The organism is Streptomyces cinnamoneus (assembly GCF_002939475.1).
Taxonomy (GTDB): Bacteria; Actinomycetota; Actinomycetes; order Streptomycetales; family Streptomycetaceae; genus Streptomyces; species Streptomyces cinnamoneus_A.
In genome coordinates, this window is record NZ_PKFQ01000001.1 from 1,823,716 (window position 1) to 1,840,592 (window position 16,877).

Genomic DNA, 16,877 nt, shown 5'->3' on the forward strand with positions numbered 1-16,877 from the left:
CAAGGACATTCGTTCCATCAGGGGAGCCTGCTGATGCTACAGAGTCCATAAGAACCCACGGACACTGAGCCGGATTCGTATTCCGTCGTGTACGTACTGGGATCATTTCGCACTCCCGCATAGTAAAAGCCAGTTGGCTTGTACCCCACCGGATACTTGTTCGCATACGAACCGACCGTGGAATTAACGCGTCCATCCTGCTGGTGCCAACAGTACGGCTTCTCCTTCCCAGACCATGTCGTATCTGGAAGGTGCCCTGCAGCCTGCCCCGTCCGATACTCGTACGGGGTTCCCTTCAGTTCCTTTTTATGATTCACCAGGTATTCTGTCGCGACCGCACTGAGCGTCTTGTTGCCGACAAACTCTTTAGGGGGGGACACCCGCCCCTTCGGGGACCAGTAGCCGGGAATTGCGTTGATCGCGGCTATATGATCCTTCAGCTCTTCTATCTGAGCAGCCGTGGCACCGCTGGGAGCACGGAAGCACACAGGCCCCGACATACCCTTTGACACGGTGTCCATCTCAAGGAGCTTCGTGCAGTCCACATCGTCGTCGTCCTGGTCACCGTTCAGGCGACCCCCGCGAGAGGGATCCGCGCCCGGTGCCGACCGAGGGGCAGCTCCCGGCTCCCGATCCGGATCGTACGAGTCGCCGTTGAACAGGTCGAGAATGTTCGCGGCGGTGATGACCGTGTTGACCACGTCGCCGGGCTTCCAGCCCCCGCCGGGATCCCAGTCCGGCTTCGGTGCCGGTCGCTTCGGGGCCGGCTTCGGGTTCTTGCCGTTGTTGGGGTTCTGGTCGATCTTCGGGCGCGGGGGGCGGGGAGGTTGCACATGCCGCTTGCGTGTTCCCCGCGGGTTGCGGAGAGGAGTGCCGACCGGCCCGCCCGAACCGCCATCACACCGGATGCATCCGCCGTCGTATCCGCCTCCTCCCCATCCACCTTCGTCCTCATCGACATCCCAAGAACGAGGAATGGACCTGACGGACCGCCAGATACCGCGAACGATGCTGTAATCCCGGACTATGCTGCCGACGATCCTCCCGCCCAGTTCGAAGGTCCATTCGTTCGTACCGCTATCAGTGTCGTCGGATGCCCAATCGTTCCAACGGTCCCGGGTCCAGTCCACAGCGTCACTCAGACTGCTCGTCAGGCCGCCGCAGTACTGAACGCAGGTCGTGTAGGCGCCGTATGCAGCTGCTCCAGCAATCAGTTCGGCCGCACATGCATCCCAGAAGCAGTGCCCCGAGGGGTCCGTCCCGTTCAGCGGCGACGCGTTCCCGTAAACGAACCGGTTCGCCTGAACCGACGGCGAAGCGTCCAGCTGCCACGTGTCACGCGAGGCAAAACGGCCCGTGCCCGGCTGGTACCAGCGCGCCGCCATGTTGACGTCGCCGCTCGACGGGTCCGTCCAGCCGGACTGGAAGCCCAGTGACGAGCGCGAACCGGACTTGGCCCGCACCGAACCGAACGGGTCGTAGGCCGTGGAGCCCACGACCTTCGTGCCGTCGGGCGACAGGCCGGCCACCACGTCCGTGTGCTGGTCGGTCACCGCCCGCTGCCTGGTCGTGCCGTCCGTGCTGCCCAGCAGCGCACCGCCGGGGCTCCGGCTGTACGTGCTCGAACCGTCCGAGACCAGGTTGTTGGAGCCGCCGTCGTACGTGAAGGCGGTGTCACCGTTGCGGCTCACCCGGTCGAGCGAGTCGTACGTGAACCTGGTGTCGCCGTCGGCGATGCGGCGCTCGAAGGCGTCATGGGTCAGCGAGCGCTTGCCGCTTCCCGTGTCGACCGACGAGAGCGTGCCGCGCGGCGTGTAGCCGTAGCGACCGGCGCCGTCCGTGAGCAGGCGGTTGGCCTCGTCGAAGGTGGCGGGGACGTCACCGGCCTTGACCCGGTTGCCCGCGTCGTCCCACGCGTAGGTCGTGGTCTTTCCGTCGCTCGTCCAGGACGTCATGCGGCCGGACTTGTCGTACGCGTAGGCCTCCGTTCCGGCACCCGAGATTCCGCTGGTGGTCTTCTTCGTCAGACGGTTGTTCAGGTCGTAGTCATAGGTGTTCGACATGACCTGCGCGGTGCCGTCCGCACTGGTGACCTTGGACTCGGTCAGGCGGCCGAGCTGGTCGTAGCCGTAGCCCCGCTTCGCGCCGAGCTGCCAGTCGGTCGAGCCCGCGGGCTTGGTCGCGTACTGCTCCTGCAGCACGCGGCCGGCGGCGTCGTAGGCCGTCGTCGTCTGGCCGCCGGTCACGGCGTCCTCGGTGCGGTTCAGACGACCCGCGGCGTCGTAGCCGTACGTCGACGTGCCGGACTTGTCCGTCCGGGACGTCATGGCGCCGTCGGCACGGTTCCTCTGTCCAGCCGGGAGGGCAGCTCGACGGAGCGCGCGATGCGCGACCGCTCATCGGCGGTGAGCGCCTCCGCGGCGAGATCACGAAGACGGTGACCCCTCACGCGACTGACAGCTGGGGTGTGCTCGCGACGTCGCGGGCCAGGTCGGTCAGCCAGTGGGGGGCGTGGGGAGCGCGCGTCACGCCTTGCAGGGCACCTCGCAGCCTGCGGTGGTTACGACCGGAGCTCACAACATCGAGTACGGCGGGCAGGGAGTGCAGCATCGCCTCACACGCGGGCCAGTCCTCGATCGCTGTGTACGCCGACAGCAGGGAGATCTTGTAGTACAGCACGCCCCGCCCGCTGGGCCGGAACTCCACGCTCAAGTCGTGCGCCCTCTGGAGCTGGGGGACGGCGGCGCCGTCATCGCCCAGTGCACGCAGCGCTTCGCCCTCGTGCCCGGCGATCTCGAGTTCGTTGATCCACCAGGTCCAGGACGGATCGCAAGGGCTGATCGAATCCTCCAGCGCGGCCCTGGCGGCCTTCAGCTCGTTCAGCGCGCCCTGCCGATGGCCGGCGTCTGCGAGCGCCCGCGCCTTGCGTACACGAGCCATCAATGCGACACGCGGCGGAAGCCGGAGCTGGGACAAGAGCTCATCCGCGATCCGCAGCGACTCGCCCGTGCGGCCGTGCTCCACACCCTGCATGGCCAGCAGATCCAGTACGAACCATTCCCTCGACCGGTCCCCGGCGTGCCCGGCCAGTATGCGCGCTTCGAGGAAGGCCGAGCGAGCAGCGTCCTGCTGCCCCGCGTCGAACAGCAACCAGCCCGCTACCTGCGCGAGCTCGGCAACCGCCGTCAGGTATTCACACTTCAGCCGGTCGGGCACGGACCCGGTGTCCAGCTTGCGCTGCGCGGTCTTCCACACCCGTACGGCCGCAGGCGCGATGGCGTCTCCGCCGTACCGGTTGTCGTGGTCGAGCAAGTAGGCGACGGTCGCACGCAGATGGCCGAGGTCGCTGTCCGTGTTTTCAGGCGCAGTGTCCACCCGCAGAGCCGCCCCCGGCGGCAAGAGACCGGCCAACGCCCCTTCCGCCCCGACCAGCGCGTCCAACGCCCCGGCCAACTGCGGTGACGGGCACTGCTTCCCGTTGAGAACGCGGGAGAGGTACGCCGGGTCGTAGCACAGCGCACGCGCTGCCCCGCGCATGCTCAGGCCCCTGGCTGCCAAGGCTTCGCGGGCTCGGGACGCGAACTCCGTCATGGTGGGCTCCGGGGTGTTGACTGATGACTTCCAGCGTAGTCAACGCCGGTCAACTCCCGCTGGCCCTCTGCGTTTACCGACCATGGACGCTCAGGGCCCCGGCGACCGCGTGAACGGCCCCGGGGCGCGGCCAACGCTGAACAAGGAGCGTCGACATGACCGACCATATCGCCCGCTGGTTCCGCCGGGTAAGGGCGCTGCTCGCCCCGATTCCCACTCCCCCACCGCCCCGGCGCAAGCCCCCGCACTGTCCGAGGGCCACCGAGCGCCCCTACACCGTCGTCGTTTCCGCACACGGCATCAACTTCATCCCCCGCCAGCCCCACCGCGCGCAGGTGACCCGGTGAACGCCGCGCCCGAAGCCGGGACGTGGGTGGTCGACGTCAGACGGGACCGCGTCGGCGAGGTTGTCGAGGTGAGCGACGGGCGGGTGTCGCTGCGCGACCTCACCAGCAGGGAGGAGTGGGAGGCGCTGTCGTGCGACGTCCGGCCCGCGACGGCGAACGACGAGCTGCGAGCGAAGGTCGCGGACCTCAACCACCGCAGCGTGCGGAGGCAGGCCCGGTGACGAACCAGAAGACGGCCCGGCCGAGGCCCGCATCCGGGACGCGCTGCGCTGAGTGCCAGAACATCAAGCGGCAACGGGCCAAGGCCCTGGAAGCCGGCGACCGCTCCGGCGCCGAAGCGGCGACCGTCACCATGGGCGTCCACTTGCGCGTGGCGCACCCCTGACAGCACGACTGCCCGCCCCGGCCAACCGGGGCGGGCAGTCGCTTCACGGCTACGGCAGCGCGGGTCGCTACATCCCGCGATCCGGGCCGTACCAGACGGCCGTCTCTTCGCCATAGCTCATGGGGCGGCCCTCAAACTTCACCGGCCCCGGGTAAAAGGCAGAGCTGTTCGGACCGGCCATGTCTTCGCCGACAAGATACCGATAAAGCCACTCGGAGAAGCAGATGGAGTACTCGAAAAATTCCCCGTCGCCGTCTCCAACGAAGATGCGCCACTCCTGACCAGACGCTCCCCTGGCTAGAAAAATCAGCTCCCCGCGATCGGTACCAGCGATAGGTGTCAGGCCATCGCTGGTACCGAACTTCATCTCACTTATACCGAGTGCAGGCCGAGGGTCCCCATCGATATCGTCGTCCCAGGGGACCTCTCCCCAAGCCACCACTGTCTCACGGATCCACTTTCCCAGATTCCATCGAACAGTAGCCGGATGGTTCACATACAAGTGACCGTTGAGCTTCACAGGTCCATAAGCTTCAAGAACCTGCTTATAGTCGGCGGGAAGCCCGAACCCCAGCGAGTTTTCGATGCTTTCCCATGCCCCCGGGTTCGCCCCATGACCGGTGGCCTCACCAAGCATGGCGAAAACAGCTTCAAGATAATCAGCACTCTTCACGTTCTACCTCCTCGGGCAGTCTGCGTCGCCGGTCGTTGTACCACCGATGGGAGACTGATGGATGATACAGCGCCTAGACACCCCTGTTTCGATCACAGAGTAGTTGTACTCGATGCTGGTCGGAATCCCAGATTTTGCCCTTCCGTAATGGGGGACCACAGAAATCTGCAGATGGTTACCCGACTTGATTGCATTGCGAACTTCCTTCTCCACTCCATGGTCGAGATAGGGGTGGTTAGTCTTCTCGTACTCGGCAACAAGGTTCCTGAGGTCGATTCCCGAACCCGTGGCGGCAGCAGGAATCAAATGACCATTGGCCGGGTCGTGCCCCTGGGCATCAATCTCGCGCATACCTGGCGGCTGGGTCGAGGTGTTGGTGTTGGTCCCCGGCCTCTTACGGCCCTTGTTGTAGTCACTGATGTCGAGCACTCCGTAAGCTCCCGTAGCCCGGCACTGTTCGCTGCCCTCAAAGGCGTCGTAGTAGCGCTCGCGCGGCAAGTATGTAGCGTGGCCGTTTGGGCTCCTTCCGGGCCCGTCGTCGCACTGGCCATCACTTCGCAAGCGACCGCCATTCTTTCCCCCTTGCTTGTCCGTCTGCGTCTGGTTGGGGTCTACCCACTGTCCCTGTGACGGGTCGTACGAGTCGGCGTTGAACAGGTCCAGAATGTGCGCGGCAGTGATGACCGCGTTGACCACATCGCCGGGATTCCAGCCGCCGTTCGGAGCGAAGTCCGGCTTCGGTGCCGGTCGCTTCGGGGCCGGCTTCGGGTTCTTGCCGTTGTTGGGGTTCTGGTCGATCTTCGGGCGCGGGGGGCGGGGAGGTTGCACATGCCGCTTGCGTGTTCCCCGCGGGTTGCGGAGAGGAGTGCCGACCGGCCCGCCCGAACCGCCATCACACCGGATGCATCCGCCGTCGTATCCGCCTCCTCCCCATCCACCTTCGTCCTCATCGACATCCCAAGAACGAGGAATGGACCTGACGGACCGCCAGATACCGCGAACGATGCTGTAATCCCGGACTATGCTGCCGACGATCCTCCCGCCCAGTTCGAAGGTCCATTCGTTCGTACCGCTATCAGTGTCGTCGGATGCCCAATCGTTCCAACGGTCCCGGGTCCAGTCCACAGCGTCACTCAGACTGCTCGTCAGGCCGCCGCAGTACTGAACGCAGGTCGTGTAGGCGCCGTATGCAGCTGCTCCAGCAATCAGTTCGGCCGCACATGCATCCCAGAAGCAGTGCCCCGAGGGGTCCGTCCCGTTCAGCGGCGACGCGTTCCCGTAAACGAACCGGTTCGCCTGAACCGACGGCGAAGCGTCCAGCTGCCACGTGTCACGCGAGGCAAAACGGCCCGTGCCCGGCTGGTACCAGCGCGCCGCCATGTTGACGTCGCCGCTCGACGGGTCCGTCCAGCCGGACTGGAAGCCCAGTGACGAGCGCGAACCGGACTTGGCCCGCACCGAACCGAACGGGTCGTAGGCCGTGGAGCCCACGACCTTCGTGCCGTCGGGCGACAGGCCGGCCACCACGTCCGTGTGCTGGTCGGTCACCGCCCGCTGCCTGGTCGTGCCGTCCGTGCTGCCCAGCAGCGCACCGCCGGGGCTCCGGCTGTACGTGCTCGAACCGTCCGAGACCAGGTTGTTGGAGCCGCCGTCGTACGTGAAGGCGGTGTCACCGTTGCGGCTCACCCGGTCGAGCGAGTCGTACGTGAACCTGGTGTCGCCGTCGGCGATGCGGCGCTCGAAGGCGTCATGGGTCAGCGAGCGCTTGCCGCTTCCCGTGTCGACCGACGAGAGCGTGCCGCGCGGCGTGTAGCCGTAGCGACCGGCGCCGTCCGTGAGCAGGCGGTTGGCCTCGTCGAAGGTGGCGGGGACGTCACCGGCCTTGACCCGGTTGCCCGCGTCGTCCCACGCGTAGGTCGTGGTCTTTCCGTCGCTCGTCCAGGACGTCATGCGGCCGGACTTGTCGTACGCGTAGGCCTCCGTTCCGGCACCCGAGATTCCGCTGGTGGTCTTCTTCGTCAGACGGTTGTTCAGGTCGTAGTCATACCGGAGCTACGCATGGCCCGGTAGTGCTCGGCCACCTGCTCCTCGGTCAGCTCCTTCGGGTAGAAGGCCGCCTCGTCGAGGTCGCCGGTGAAGTAGCGGGTGCCGGGCTTCTGCCCGTCCCAGCCCTCGCTCGCGAAGCCACCGCCCAGGTAGGTGTGGGCCATGGTCTCCGGCTTGGACGGCTCGTTCAGCGCGCCGACCTTCGTGCCGTCGAGGTAGAGGGACTGGCTGCTCGCACCGCCGGTGATCACCACGTGGTGCCACTGGTTGTCGGTGACCGCCGTTCCCGAGACGATCGGCTTTCCGGCGCCGCCGTGCCACAGCTGACCCCGCAGCTTGCCGTCGGAGTCGACCAGCAGGCTCGGGTTCCAGTCGGTCGGCGTCTTGCCCAGCTCCGCGTCCTGCAGACCCAGCAGGACACCGCCGGGCTTGCCGGTACGGAACCACAGCTCCGCCGACATCGCCGGCGTGCCGCCCATGACGCCGTACGGCAGCTCGACCGAGCCGTCACCGGCCAGGGTCACCGCACCGTCGTCGCCGGGCCCGAAGGCGCCGGTCGTGCCGAGCTTCGCCTTGGTGTACGTGCCGTCGCCGGCGTACACCGCGGTCTGGCTGCGGGCCTTGTCGCCGCTGGTCTCGGCGAGACGCCAGTAGCCGGACGGGGCGTCCGCGGTGACCGTGCCCCGGTAGTGGGCGCCGTCGCCGGAGACCAGGCCGGCGCGCGAGCGGTAGTGCTCGGCCACCGTGTCCTGCGTCAGCTCCTTGGTGTAGAAGGCCACCTCGTCGAGCTGGCCGGTGAGGTAGCGGGTTCCGGGCTTCTGACCGTCCCAGCTGTCACTTGAGTAACCGGCTCCGATGTAGGCATAGGCCAGCGTCTCCGGCTTGGCCGCATCCGCGAGGCTGCCCACCTTCGAGCCGTCGAGGTACAGCGACTGGCCCTTCGCCGAGCCGGTGAGCACCGCATGGTGCCATTCGTTGTCCGTGACCTTCGGCCCGGAGACGATGGGCTTCCACGAAGTGCCATGCCACAGCTGACCCCGCAGCTTGCCGTCGGAGTCGACCAGCAGGCTCGGGTTCCAGTCGGTCGGCGCCTTGCCCAGCTCCGCGTCCTGCAGACCGAACAACACGCCCGGCTTAGCCGTGCGGAACCACAGCTCCACGGAAAGGGCGTCCGCACCCTTGAGCGGGTCGGTGGGGACCTGAACGGCACCCTGCGCGCCGTCCAACGTCGCCGAGCCGTCGTCGCCGTCGGAGAAGGCCCCGACCGCGCCGAGCGTCACCCCGTCACGATAGGCGCCGTCGGCCCCGCCGTTCACCGCGTTGGCCGCGGTGGAACCGCTCCGGTCCCCCAGGCGCCAGTACTCGACAGGGCCGGAAGTACGCACGGTGTCGGCGTAAGCCGCCGAACCGGAGGAATAGGCGGGAGCGGACACCTTCCAGATGCCGCCCTTGTCGTCCGTGGTCTCACGGAGCCGCCCGGTGCCCGCGTCGTAGGCGATCGTGGAATGGACACGCCCGGAAGGCATGGTCACCTTGGTCAGTCGCCCCGACACACCACGAGCCCGGTAGTGCTCCGCCACGGTAGTCGCGTCGAGGGACTGGTGGTACACCGCCACCTCGTCCATCAGGCCCGTGAAGTGACGCACGCCGGCCGCCTGTCCGTCCCAGCCCTCGCTGGAGTAGCCGGCACCGAGGTAGGTGAAGGACTGCTTGCGGTGGTCGATCGGTCCGGTCAGGGAGCCGACGAGGACACCGTCGAGGTACAGCGACTGCGTGGTGCCCGCGGCGGTGAGCGCCGCGTGGTGCCAGGTGTCGTCGGTGACGGCGTTGCCGCTGACGAGGGGCTGGACCTTGCCGGTCCAGTACTGCCCGACCAGCTTGCCCGCGCTGTTCACGGAGAGGGCGGGGGTCCAGTCGCCCGGCTGGCCGTCGGTCAGGCGCCCGTCCTGGAAGCCGACCAGCACACCGGGCTTGGTGGTCTTGAACCACAGCTCGGTCGTCAGCGAGGTCGAGGTCCGGAGGGTGTCCTCGGGCAGCTCCACGTACGAGTTGGTGCCGTCGAAGGCGGCGGCCTTGTCGCTCGTGCCCGCCACGGCTCCGTCGGAGCCCGGCTTCACGTCCCGGTACAGGGCCTGGTTGAGGCCGGTGCGCGAAGGCGCCTCACTCGCGGCGACGGAGCCCTGGGCCTCGCCGAGACGCCAGTAGGAGAGGGGGTTCTGGTCGAGGACCATGCTGCGGTAGAGCGAGCCGTCGCCGTACTCGTACACCGTGCACTTGTCGGTGACGCCCGGCGGGCAGACCTTGGTGAGACGGTCACCGGTGTAGGTGTACGTCCACGTCAGGCCGTCGGCGCCGGGGCCGGTGCCCTGGGCCGTCGCCGTGGCGACCTTGCCGCCGCTCCAGGTGAAGACGAGCGACCGTCCGGACAGCGTGTCACGGGCCTCGGTCAGCTTGCCGTCGGTGTACGTCAGGCGCTGTTCCCTGCCCGAGCCGTCGGTGATCTTCGTCAGCCGGCCGGAGGGGTCGAAGGACAGCGTGGTGGCGGACTTGTCCCGCAGCACCCAGCCGCCGCCGGAGGCGGAGGTGAGGGTGGTCGGGTTGCCGGGCGGGGCGGCGTAGGTCCCGTCCGCGTTCTTGCCGAACCGGATCCGTGTGCCGTTGGCCTGGGTCACGACGATGTCGCCGGTGCTCTCGGCGACCGCGCGCATGTCCCACCGGGTCGACCAGCCCGTGCCGAAGACGTTGTCGGTGCGCGGGTCGAGCGAGTTGTAGGTGCGGACGACCGACAGTTCCGGGCCCACCGTGGGCAAGGACGCGTCGGTCGCGGCCGTGGCGTAGTTCCCCGACCGGCTGCCGAACTCCCGGCCGCCGTCACCGCCGAGGTGAGCGGTCACCGCGGGCTGCGGGACCTGCGTGGTGAAGTACGCGGGTCCGGGCCGGGCGGAGGTGTCCTTGCCGTCGTACACATAGGCGTACCAGGCGTAGCTCCTGCTCCAGGACAGCCAGCCGCCGGGGACGGCCCACTGCTGGGAGGTGCCACGGGAACCGCTGCGGCAGTTCTTGCGCGAGTCCTTGCCCTCCACTTCGCAGATCTCGAAGGTGTACTGCAGGCTGCTGGAGGGGGAGTGGTCCTCGTCCTTGCCGGACGCCCACAGGGTCGGGGTCAGGGAGTTGAGCACGGCGCCGCCGGCCGGGGACTCGGCCGTCACCTGGGGCGGCAGGTTGACCGCGGCGAACTTGATCGCCGCGCCCGGGACGCCCTCACTGGTGAACCGGGGGCCGTCGAGGACGTCCATGGTCCACACCAGGGTGTAGGTGGCGGGCTGCAGAGCCGCGATCGCAGCGTCGAGGGTGACGCTCTGACCGGGCGCGACGTCCTGGGGCAGGGGGGTCCAGGCGACGTGCGCCGTGTCGTTGTACTCCTTGCCCGCCTCGTCGTAGAGGTTGTAGCGCAGCTGGACCTTGCCACCCTTGGTCCAGGTGTCCTGGCCCTGGTTGGTGACCGTGACCTTCATGGAGCCCTGGGAGGTGGCGGTCACCGGCTTGGTGAAGTCACCCACCTTGTACGTGGCTCCGTAGCGGGTCCAGGTGATGTCCAGGCTCGGCTTGCCGCCGGGGTAGTCGTCGGAGCCGAACTGCTTCCAGCCCTTGGTGTCCGTCTCCGACGCCTTGACCGCGAGGCCGTAGTTCTTCTTGCGGCCGTGCGTCCAGTCGTCGACGACCTGGCGTCCCTCGGATCCCAGACCTATGGACTCCCAGGCCGCTCCACAGGCCCATGACTCCGTGTTCGGCGGACGCCAGCCGTGGGCGAAACTCTTGGAGGCGAGGGAGGATCCGGTGGCCGGGCCGGGGTACGACTTGGTCGACGACTCGGTCCAGTCGGACGTGATGGCGTGGACGGTCACAGGCCGTGCGTCGCAGGAGTACGACCACGTGTTGTACAGCGCCAGCTTCGCGTCGAGCACCCAGGCGTTCTTCAGCGAGCTCTCCACGCCGTCGAAGCGCAGGAACGACGCGGCCTTGTGGGTGCCGCCGTCGTACGTGCCCGCCTTCAGTACAGTGTCGCTGGAGAAGTCAGTGTTGTACGGGGCCTGGACGTATGTGCCGGACGCGGCGTCGACGCTCTTGAGCGAGGGATCCACTTTCACGGGGAAGACCCGCTCCGGCGCGCTCAGCCACTCCTTGTCGAGGGAGGCGGTGAGAACCTGATGACCGTTCTCCGTCTCCAGGCCGTACCGGACACCCGAGGAGACCTCACCCTGGTTGGCGTTCTCCGCCAGGTGCGAGTCCTCCATCCAGCCCGCCGGCATCCGGGCGCGCTGCTTGCCGTCCTTGTCGGTGAAGACCACGCCGCCCTGGTCGTCGAGCTTGGCGGTCAGGCCCTGCGTCAGGAGCGGGAACCGCCACTCGGTCGGCGCTTCCTTGCTCTTGAGGACGAGCGTCTCCTTCACGGAGTCACTGCCGGCGACGTACTGCAGGTCCGTGGCCGGCCGCGCGTCCGGGTAGGTGATGATGCTGCCCTCGACCTTGCCTGGCACGGATGCGCCGCCCGACAGGCCGTAGCCCAGCGACGGCCCGTCGCTCAGCTTCATGCTCATCACCGGACTCGCGTCCGCCGTGGGCGCGAAGCTGATGGCGGTCGCGGTCGAGCGGGTCTCCTACAGCGGTCCGGCCGCGCTCGCCGCACGGAGGCTGCGCGTGGAGCGGACCAGACTGGAGTCGATGGGCTTCCAGGAGCCGTCACGGTCCTTGAAGTTGACGGGCTCGTTGTAGAAGCGGGTCGTGTAGGTCCCGTCCTCGTTGAGGAAGGTGCGCCGGCGCTCTTGGCGTCCAGTCGGCAGCTCCTTGCTCGTCTTCTCCGAGAAACCCTGAGGGGCCGGGCCGTCAGGAGCTGTGGCCCGCTCGGCCTTGCCCATCGCGGGCGGTTGCGGCCTACCGCCGAGCTCACGCTCGGTCAGCTTGTGTTCGGCCGGCAGTTGTCCGGGGGCCTCAAGGGCCCCGGGGCGGCCGCCGGCGGCCGCGGCCTCGGTGGCACCACCGGGGGTCCGGTGGTCACGGCCTGCCGCCGACCCCCAGCGCTGGTCGGGGGAACCGGGGCCTCCGGGCGAGCTCCTGTTCCATTGATCGACTGCTAGCGCCACCTGTTCGGTGCCGCATAGCAGAGCCATGGCGAAGGCCATGACGAAGGCTATGACGAAGGCTATGTATCTCGTGAAACGCACAAATTTCCCTATGGAGTGAACAAAAATCGCCCATGTTTACTACTTAAGCGATCTTCACACAAATCCATAAGGGGCATAACGGACCGTCAGCTGGCCAAATTTACCCTTCCATTACCAGTGGTAGGTCACGAAACGCTTCGATGAGGCGAATTATCGCCATTTCAACCCTTGTTGGCAGGGACGGCACTCGGCCATCCCGCCCCCGAAGAGGGCGAGGCCTCAGCCGGCCTCGCCCTCACCCCCGTTCCCGCGCACCGCCCATCGCCGGTGCGCTCGACGCCGCTGCGCCCTTCTCCGCCGCGCCCTTCTCCGGCGCGCTCGGCACAAGTCCGCTCGGGACGGCCCCGCTCGGCGACGCCGCGCCCTTCCCCACGCCCGTCTCCCCCGGCGCTCCGCTGCCCTTCCCCGCGCCGCCGCCCTTCTGGGCGTCCGCCACCATCTTGCGGAACTTCTCCGGGGTCAGCGGGTTCGCCGGGTCGCCGTAGATGCTCTTGCCGCCCAGCAGGACCGTCGGTGTGGCGCGGTAGCCGGACGTGCTGAACGCCTCCTGGGACTTGTGGACCCAGCTGTCGTGCGTGCCCTCCTCGACGCACTTCTTGAAGGACGCGGTGTTCAGGCCGGCGACCTTGTCCGCCAGCGTCAGCAGGCGGTCCTTCTTGGCGAACGCGTCGTCCGTCTCCGGCGGCTGGTTCTTGTAGAGCTCGTCGTGGTACGCGCGGAACTTGCCCGCGTCCTGCGCGCACGCCGCCGCGTTCGCGGCGTTGACGGAGCCGGAGCCGCCGAGGTTCTTGTCGATCAGGGTGACCAGGTGGTACTCGGCCTTGAGCTGGCCCTTGTCCTCCAGGTCGTGGATCGTGTCCCGGTAGCCGTTTTCGAACATGCCACAGCCGGGGCAGCGGAAGTCCTCGTAGACGACGAGCGTCGCCTTGGCTCCGGAGCCGCCCACCGGGACGGCGAGGTTGTCCTTGCCGATGGCGCCCTGGGGGGCGACGAGCGGACCGGTGGCGTGCTGCTTGTTGTCCTTGGCGTGGTTGGTGCTGGCCACCAGGGCCGCGACTCCGCCGCCGACACCGAGGACCGCCACCACCACGACGGCCGCGATCAGAGTCCGCTTGCGCTTGGCGCGGGCCTCCTCCTTCTGGCGCTGTTCGTGCAGCCGCTCGCGGGCGCTGCGCTTTCCCTCGCTGTTCTTCTGGCTCACGTCCCCGTACAACGAACCGGGGGCGCGCCCCAGCGCGCCCCCGGCCGTCGTTTCCTTCAAAAGAGTTACGCGCGCTGGCGCACACCCTCCGCCAGCTCACCCGCGAGGGTGCGGACCGCGGCGAGGCCGCTCTCCAGGTCGGGCGCCTCCAGCAGGCGCTTGACGAAGGCCGAGCCGACGATGACGCCGTCGGCGAACTGGGCGACCTCGGCCGCCTGTACGGCGTTGGAGACGCCGAGGCCGACGCACACCGGCAGCGACGTCACGGCGCGGGTGCGGCGGACCAGGTCCTTGGCCTCGTCGCCCACCGACTCGCGGGTGCCCGTCACACCCATCAGGGAGGCGGCGTAGACGAAGCCGCTGCCCGCCGCGGTGATCTTGGCGAGGCGCTCGTCGCGGCTGCTCGGCGCGACCACGAACACCGTCGCCAGGCCGTGCTGTTCGGCGGCCTTGCGCCACACCTCGGACTCCTCGACCGGCAGGTCGGGCAGGATGCAGCCCGCTCCCCCGGCGGCGGCGAGGTCGGCGGCGAACCGCTCGACGCCGTAGTGGTCCACGGGGTTCCAGTACGTCATGCACAGCACGGGCGCACCCGTGATCTCGTGGGCCTCCCTGACCGTGCGGATCACGTCGGCGATCCGGACGCCGCCGCGCAGGGCGATGTCGTCGGCGGTCTGGATGACCGGGCCGTCCAGGACGGGGTCACTGTGGGGCAGGCCGACCTCGACGACGTCGCAGCCGCCGTCGAGCATCGCGGTGACGGCCCGTACGCCGTCGTCGACGGTCGGGAAGCCGGCGGGGAGGTAGCCGACGAGGGCGGCACGGTTCTCGGCCTTGGCCGCGGCCAGGACGGAGCCGAGCAGCTCGATGTTGCCCGCCATTACTTCTCCCCCGCCGTGTCGTTGTCGTACAGCCCGAAGTAGCGGGCCGCCGTGTCCATGTCCTTGTCTCCCCGCCCGGAGAGGTTCACCAGGAGCAGGCCGTCCTCGCCCAGCTCCCGGCCGACCTGAAGCGCTCCGGCGAGTGCGTGGGCGCTCTCGATGGCCGGGATGATGCCCTCGGTGCGCGAGAGCAGCCGCAGGGCCTGCATGGCCTCGTCGTCGGTGACGGCCCGGTACTCGGCGCGGCCGATGTCCTTCAGGTACGAGTGCTCGGGGCCGATGCCGGGGTAGTCCAGGCCCGCCGAGATCGAGTAGGGCTCGGTGATCTGGCCGTCCTCGTCCTGGAGGACGTACGACCGGGAGCCGTGCAGGATGCCCGGGGTGCCCTCGGTGAGGGTGGCGGCGTGCTCGCCGCTGGCGACGCCGTGGCCGCCGGGCTCGCAGCCCACCAGCCGGACGCCGGCGTCCGGGAGGAAGGCGTGGAAGAGGCCGATGGCGTTGGAGCCGCCGCCGACGCAGGCCACCGCCGCGTCCGGCAGCCGGCCGGCGCGCTCCAGGATCTGGCGGCGGGCCTCGACGCCGATGACGCGGTGGAAGTCGCGGACGAGCGCCGGGAAGGGGTGCGGGCCCGCGACCGTGCCGAAGAGGTAGTGGGTGCGGTCGACGTTGGCGACCCAGTCGCGGAACGCCTCGTTGATGGCGTCCTTCAGCGTGCGGCTGCCGGACTTCACGGCGATGACCTCGGCGCCGAGCATGCGCATGCGGGCGACGTTGAGCGCCTGGCGCTGGGTGTCGACCTCGCCCATGTAGATGGTGCACTCCAGGCCGAAGAGCGCGCAGGCGGTGGCCGTGGCGACGCCGTGCTGGCCGGCGCCGGTCTCGGCGATGACGCGGGTCTTGCCCATGCGCCTGGTGAGCAGCGCCTGGCCCAGCACGTTGTTGATCTTGTGCGAGCCGGTGTGGTTGAGGTCCTCGCGCTTGAGGAACACCCGGGCTCCGCCCGCGTGTTCGGCGAAGCGCGACACCTCGGTGAGGGCGCTGGGCCGCCCGGTGTAGTTGACCATCAGGTCGCCCAGCTCGGCGGCGAAGGCGGGGTCCGCCTTGGCCTTCTCGTACTCGGCCGCGACCTCGTCGACGGCGGCGACGAGGGCCTCGGGGATGAACTTGCCGCCGAACGCGCCGAAGTAGCCTTCGGCGCTCGGCACCTGGCCTTCGGGGTCGGGGACGAAGAAGTCAGAGGTCACTGACGTACTCCTATGCAGATGTGGGCGCCGGGTGGACGCACGGCGGAGGAACCCGCCGCGGGCACCCGCGGGACGGGCGCCGCACCCGGTCGTGGCGACGTGGCTAGAGCACTACCGCCCCGCGCCATCGGCGCCCGTTGATCTGCCCCGGCTCACAGCCGATGTGATACCGCACCCGGCGGCCGCGCACGCGCCGCGCCGGCGCGCGGCATCCACGCGGGCGGCATCCACGCGCCCAGCGCGCGTGGGGGCCCTGGGCCGCGGGCACCCCGGCGGGAGCCGGGCGGGCGCCCGGCTCCGTGGCGGAGGTGCGGCGGCCGCTCACGGGGGGGGTCAGCTCCGCCCGTGCCGCAGGGCCGGGTGCGCGCCCGCCGCGACGAGGTCGGCCACGGCGCCCTTGGGGTCGCGGCCGGTGACCAGGGACTCGCCGACCAGCACGGCGTCGGCGCCCTCGTTGGCGTAGGCGATGAGGTCGTGCGGGCCGCGCACACCGGACTCGGCGATCTTGACGATGCCGTCGGGGATCTCGGGGGCGACGCGGGCGAAGGTGTCCCGGTCGACTTCGAGGGTCTTGAGGTTGCGGGCGTTGACGCCGATGATGCGGGCGCCGGCGTCCACCGCGCGCTGGACCTCCTCCTCGTCGTGCACCTCGACGAGGGGGGTGAGCCCGATGGACTCGGCCCGCTCGATGAGGGAGACGAGGGCCTCCTGCTCCAGGGCGGCGACGATCAGCAGGGCGAGGTCGGCGCCGTAGGCGCGGGCCTCCCACAGCTGGTAGGCCGTGACGATGAAGTCCTTGCGGAGGATCGGGATGTCGACCTTGGCGCGGACGGCTTCGAGGTCGGCGAGCGAGCCGCCGAAGCGGCGCTGCTCGGTCAGCACGCTGATGACGGCCGCGCCGCCGGCCTCGTAGTCGGCGGCGAGCCCGGCCGGGTCGGCGATCGCGGCGAGGGCGCCCTTGGACGGGCTGGAGCGCTTGACCTCGCAGATCACGCTGACGTTCTCGCCGCGCAGGGCGGCGGCCCCGTCCCTGGCCTGCGGGGCCTTGGCCGCGCGCTCCTTGAGCTCGTCGAGGCTGACGCGCGCCTGCCGCTCCGCGAGGTCGGCACGGACTCCGTCGATGATCTCGTCGAGCACACTCACGCGAGCGGCCCCCTTCCGGACTCGGCTGGTCTGGGCTGGTGCGGCACGATACGACCTCACCAGGCACCTGCGATGGTACTTGCCGGACGGCGAAGGTTTCGCATCCGGTTGACGCGGGCCGCGTCCCGCATACCCGCGAGTAGG

General features: G+C 68.8%; 14 protein-coding genes. 3 read left to right on the top strand and 11 right to left on the bottom strand.

All coding sequences use genetic code 11. From position 1 onward, the window contains the following. Positions 1 to 17: 17 nt before the first annotated feature. Together CYQ11_RS07510 and CYQ11_RS07515 are read right to left on the bottom strand one after the other, a co-directional pair. On the bottom strand, positions 18 to 2,327 hold the full coding sequence (locus tag CYQ11_RS07510) for an RHS repeat domain-containing protein (RefSeq protein ID WP_099197351.1): 2,310 nt from the start codon (positions 2,325 to 2,327) through the stop codon (positions 18 to 20). Between the two features lie 118 nt (positions 2,328 to 2,445). Beyond that, positions 2,446 to 3,591: a helix-turn-helix domain-containing protein gene (locus tag CYQ11_RS07515; protein ID WP_099197352.1), complete on the bottom strand. Its 1,146-nt coding sequence runs from the start codon at positions 3,589 to 3,591 to the stop codon at positions 2,446 to 2,448. A gap of 155 nt (positions 3,592 to 3,746) precedes the next feature. Between CYQ11_RS07515 and CYQ11_RS07520 the strand changes: the two genes are divergently transcribed. Genes CYQ11_RS07520 through CYQ11_RS29445 form a run of 3 tightly spaced genes read left to right on the top strand, consistent with a single transcriptional unit; the run spans position 3,747 to position 4,323 of the window. Continuing rightward, positions 3,747 to 3,938, top strand: coding sequence for a hypothetical protein (locus CYQ11_RS07520; RefSeq protein ID WP_099197353.1), 192 nt, complete (start codon positions 3,747 to 3,749; stop codon positions 3,936 to 3,938). Then, positions 3,935 to 4,159 carry a hypothetical protein gene (locus tag CYQ11_RS07525; RefSeq protein ID WP_099197354.1) on the top strand — a complete coding sequence of 75 codons (225 nt, stop codon included), beginning with the start codon at positions 3,935 to 3,937 and terminating at the stop codon, positions 4,157 to 4,159. Before CYQ11_RS07520 ends, CYQ11_RS07525 begins: the two co-directional genes overlap by 4 nt. Further along, entirely contained in the window at positions 4,156 to 4,323 is a 168-nt protein-coding gene (locus tag CYQ11_RS29445; protein ID WP_181143604.1) for a hypothetical protein, read from the top strand. The genes CYQ11_RS07525 and CYQ11_RS29445 overlap by 4 nt, the downstream gene beginning before the upstream one ends. A gap of 67 nt (positions 4,324 to 4,390) precedes the next feature. Here the strand turns inward: CYQ11_RS29445 and CYQ11_RS07530 are convergent, their stop codons facing one another. The 9 genes from CYQ11_RS07530 to trpC form a co-directional block, all read right to left on the bottom strand. Further along, positions 4,391 to 4,996, bottom strand: a complete 606-nt coding sequence (locus tag CYQ11_RS07530) for an SMI1/KNR4 family protein (RefSeq protein WP_240003070.1) — start codon at positions 4,994 to 4,996, stop codon at positions 4,391 to 4,393. A gap of 3 nt (positions 4,997 to 4,999) precedes the next feature. Next, complete coding sequence (locus CYQ11_RS30205) at positions 5,000 to 7,030, bottom strand: RHS repeat-associated core domain-containing protein (RefSeq protein WP_481135919.1); 2,031 nt, start codon at positions 7,028 to 7,030, stop codon at positions 5,000 to 5,002. After that, the gene (locus tag CYQ11_RS30210; protein WP_240003072.1) at positions 7,027 to 11,634 is read right to left on the bottom strand and encodes a LamG-like jellyroll fold domain-containing protein; all 4,608 of its coding nucleotides are present in this window, start codon (positions 11,632 to 11,634) and stop codon (positions 7,027 to 7,029) included. Before CYQ11_RS30210 ends, CYQ11_RS30205 begins: the two co-directional genes overlap by 4 nt. A gap of 66 nt (positions 11,635 to 11,700) precedes the next feature. Then, positions 11,701 to 12,264 carry a hypothetical protein gene (locus CYQ11_RS30215; protein ID WP_243469266.1) on the bottom strand — a complete coding sequence of 188 codons (564 nt, stop codon included), beginning with the start codon at positions 12,262 to 12,264 and terminating at the stop codon, positions 11,701 to 11,703. Positions 12,265 to 12,499: 235 nt separating this feature from the next. Then, positions 12,500 to 13,465: a DsbA family protein gene (locus CYQ11_RS07540; protein WP_099197469.1), complete on the bottom strand. Its 966-nt coding sequence runs from the start codon at positions 13,463 to 13,465 to the stop codon at positions 12,500 to 12,502. A 65-nt stretch (positions 13,466 to 13,530) separates the two neighbouring features. Then, on the bottom strand, positions 13,531 to 14,346 hold the full coding sequence (gene trpA, locus CYQ11_RS07545) for a tryptophan synthase subunit alpha (RefSeq protein WP_099197355.1): 816 nt from the start codon (positions 14,344 to 14,346) through the stop codon (positions 13,531 to 13,533). Beyond that, a complete protein-coding gene (gene trpB / locus CYQ11_RS07550; protein ID WP_099197356.1) occupies positions 14,346 to 15,590 on the bottom strand; it encodes a tryptophan synthase subunit beta in 1,245 nt (414 codons plus the stop codon). Before trpB ends, trpA begins: the two co-directional genes overlap by 1 nt. A gap of 103 nt (positions 15,591 to 15,693) precedes the next feature. Further along, on the bottom strand, positions 15,694 to 15,858 hold the full coding sequence (trpM, locus tag CYQ11_RS30875; RefSeq protein WP_398779653.1) for a tryptophan biosynthesis modulator TrpM: 165 nt from the start codon (positions 15,856 to 15,858) through the stop codon (positions 15,694 to 15,696). Positions 15,859 to 15,923: 65 nt separating this feature from the next. After that, positions 15,924 to 16,733, bottom strand: coding sequence for an indole-3-glycerol phosphate synthase TrpC (trpC, locus tag CYQ11_RS07560; protein ID WP_099197358.1), 810 nt, complete (start codon positions 16,731 to 16,733; stop codon positions 15,924 to 15,926). Positions 16,734 to 16,877 lie beyond the last annotated feature (144 nt).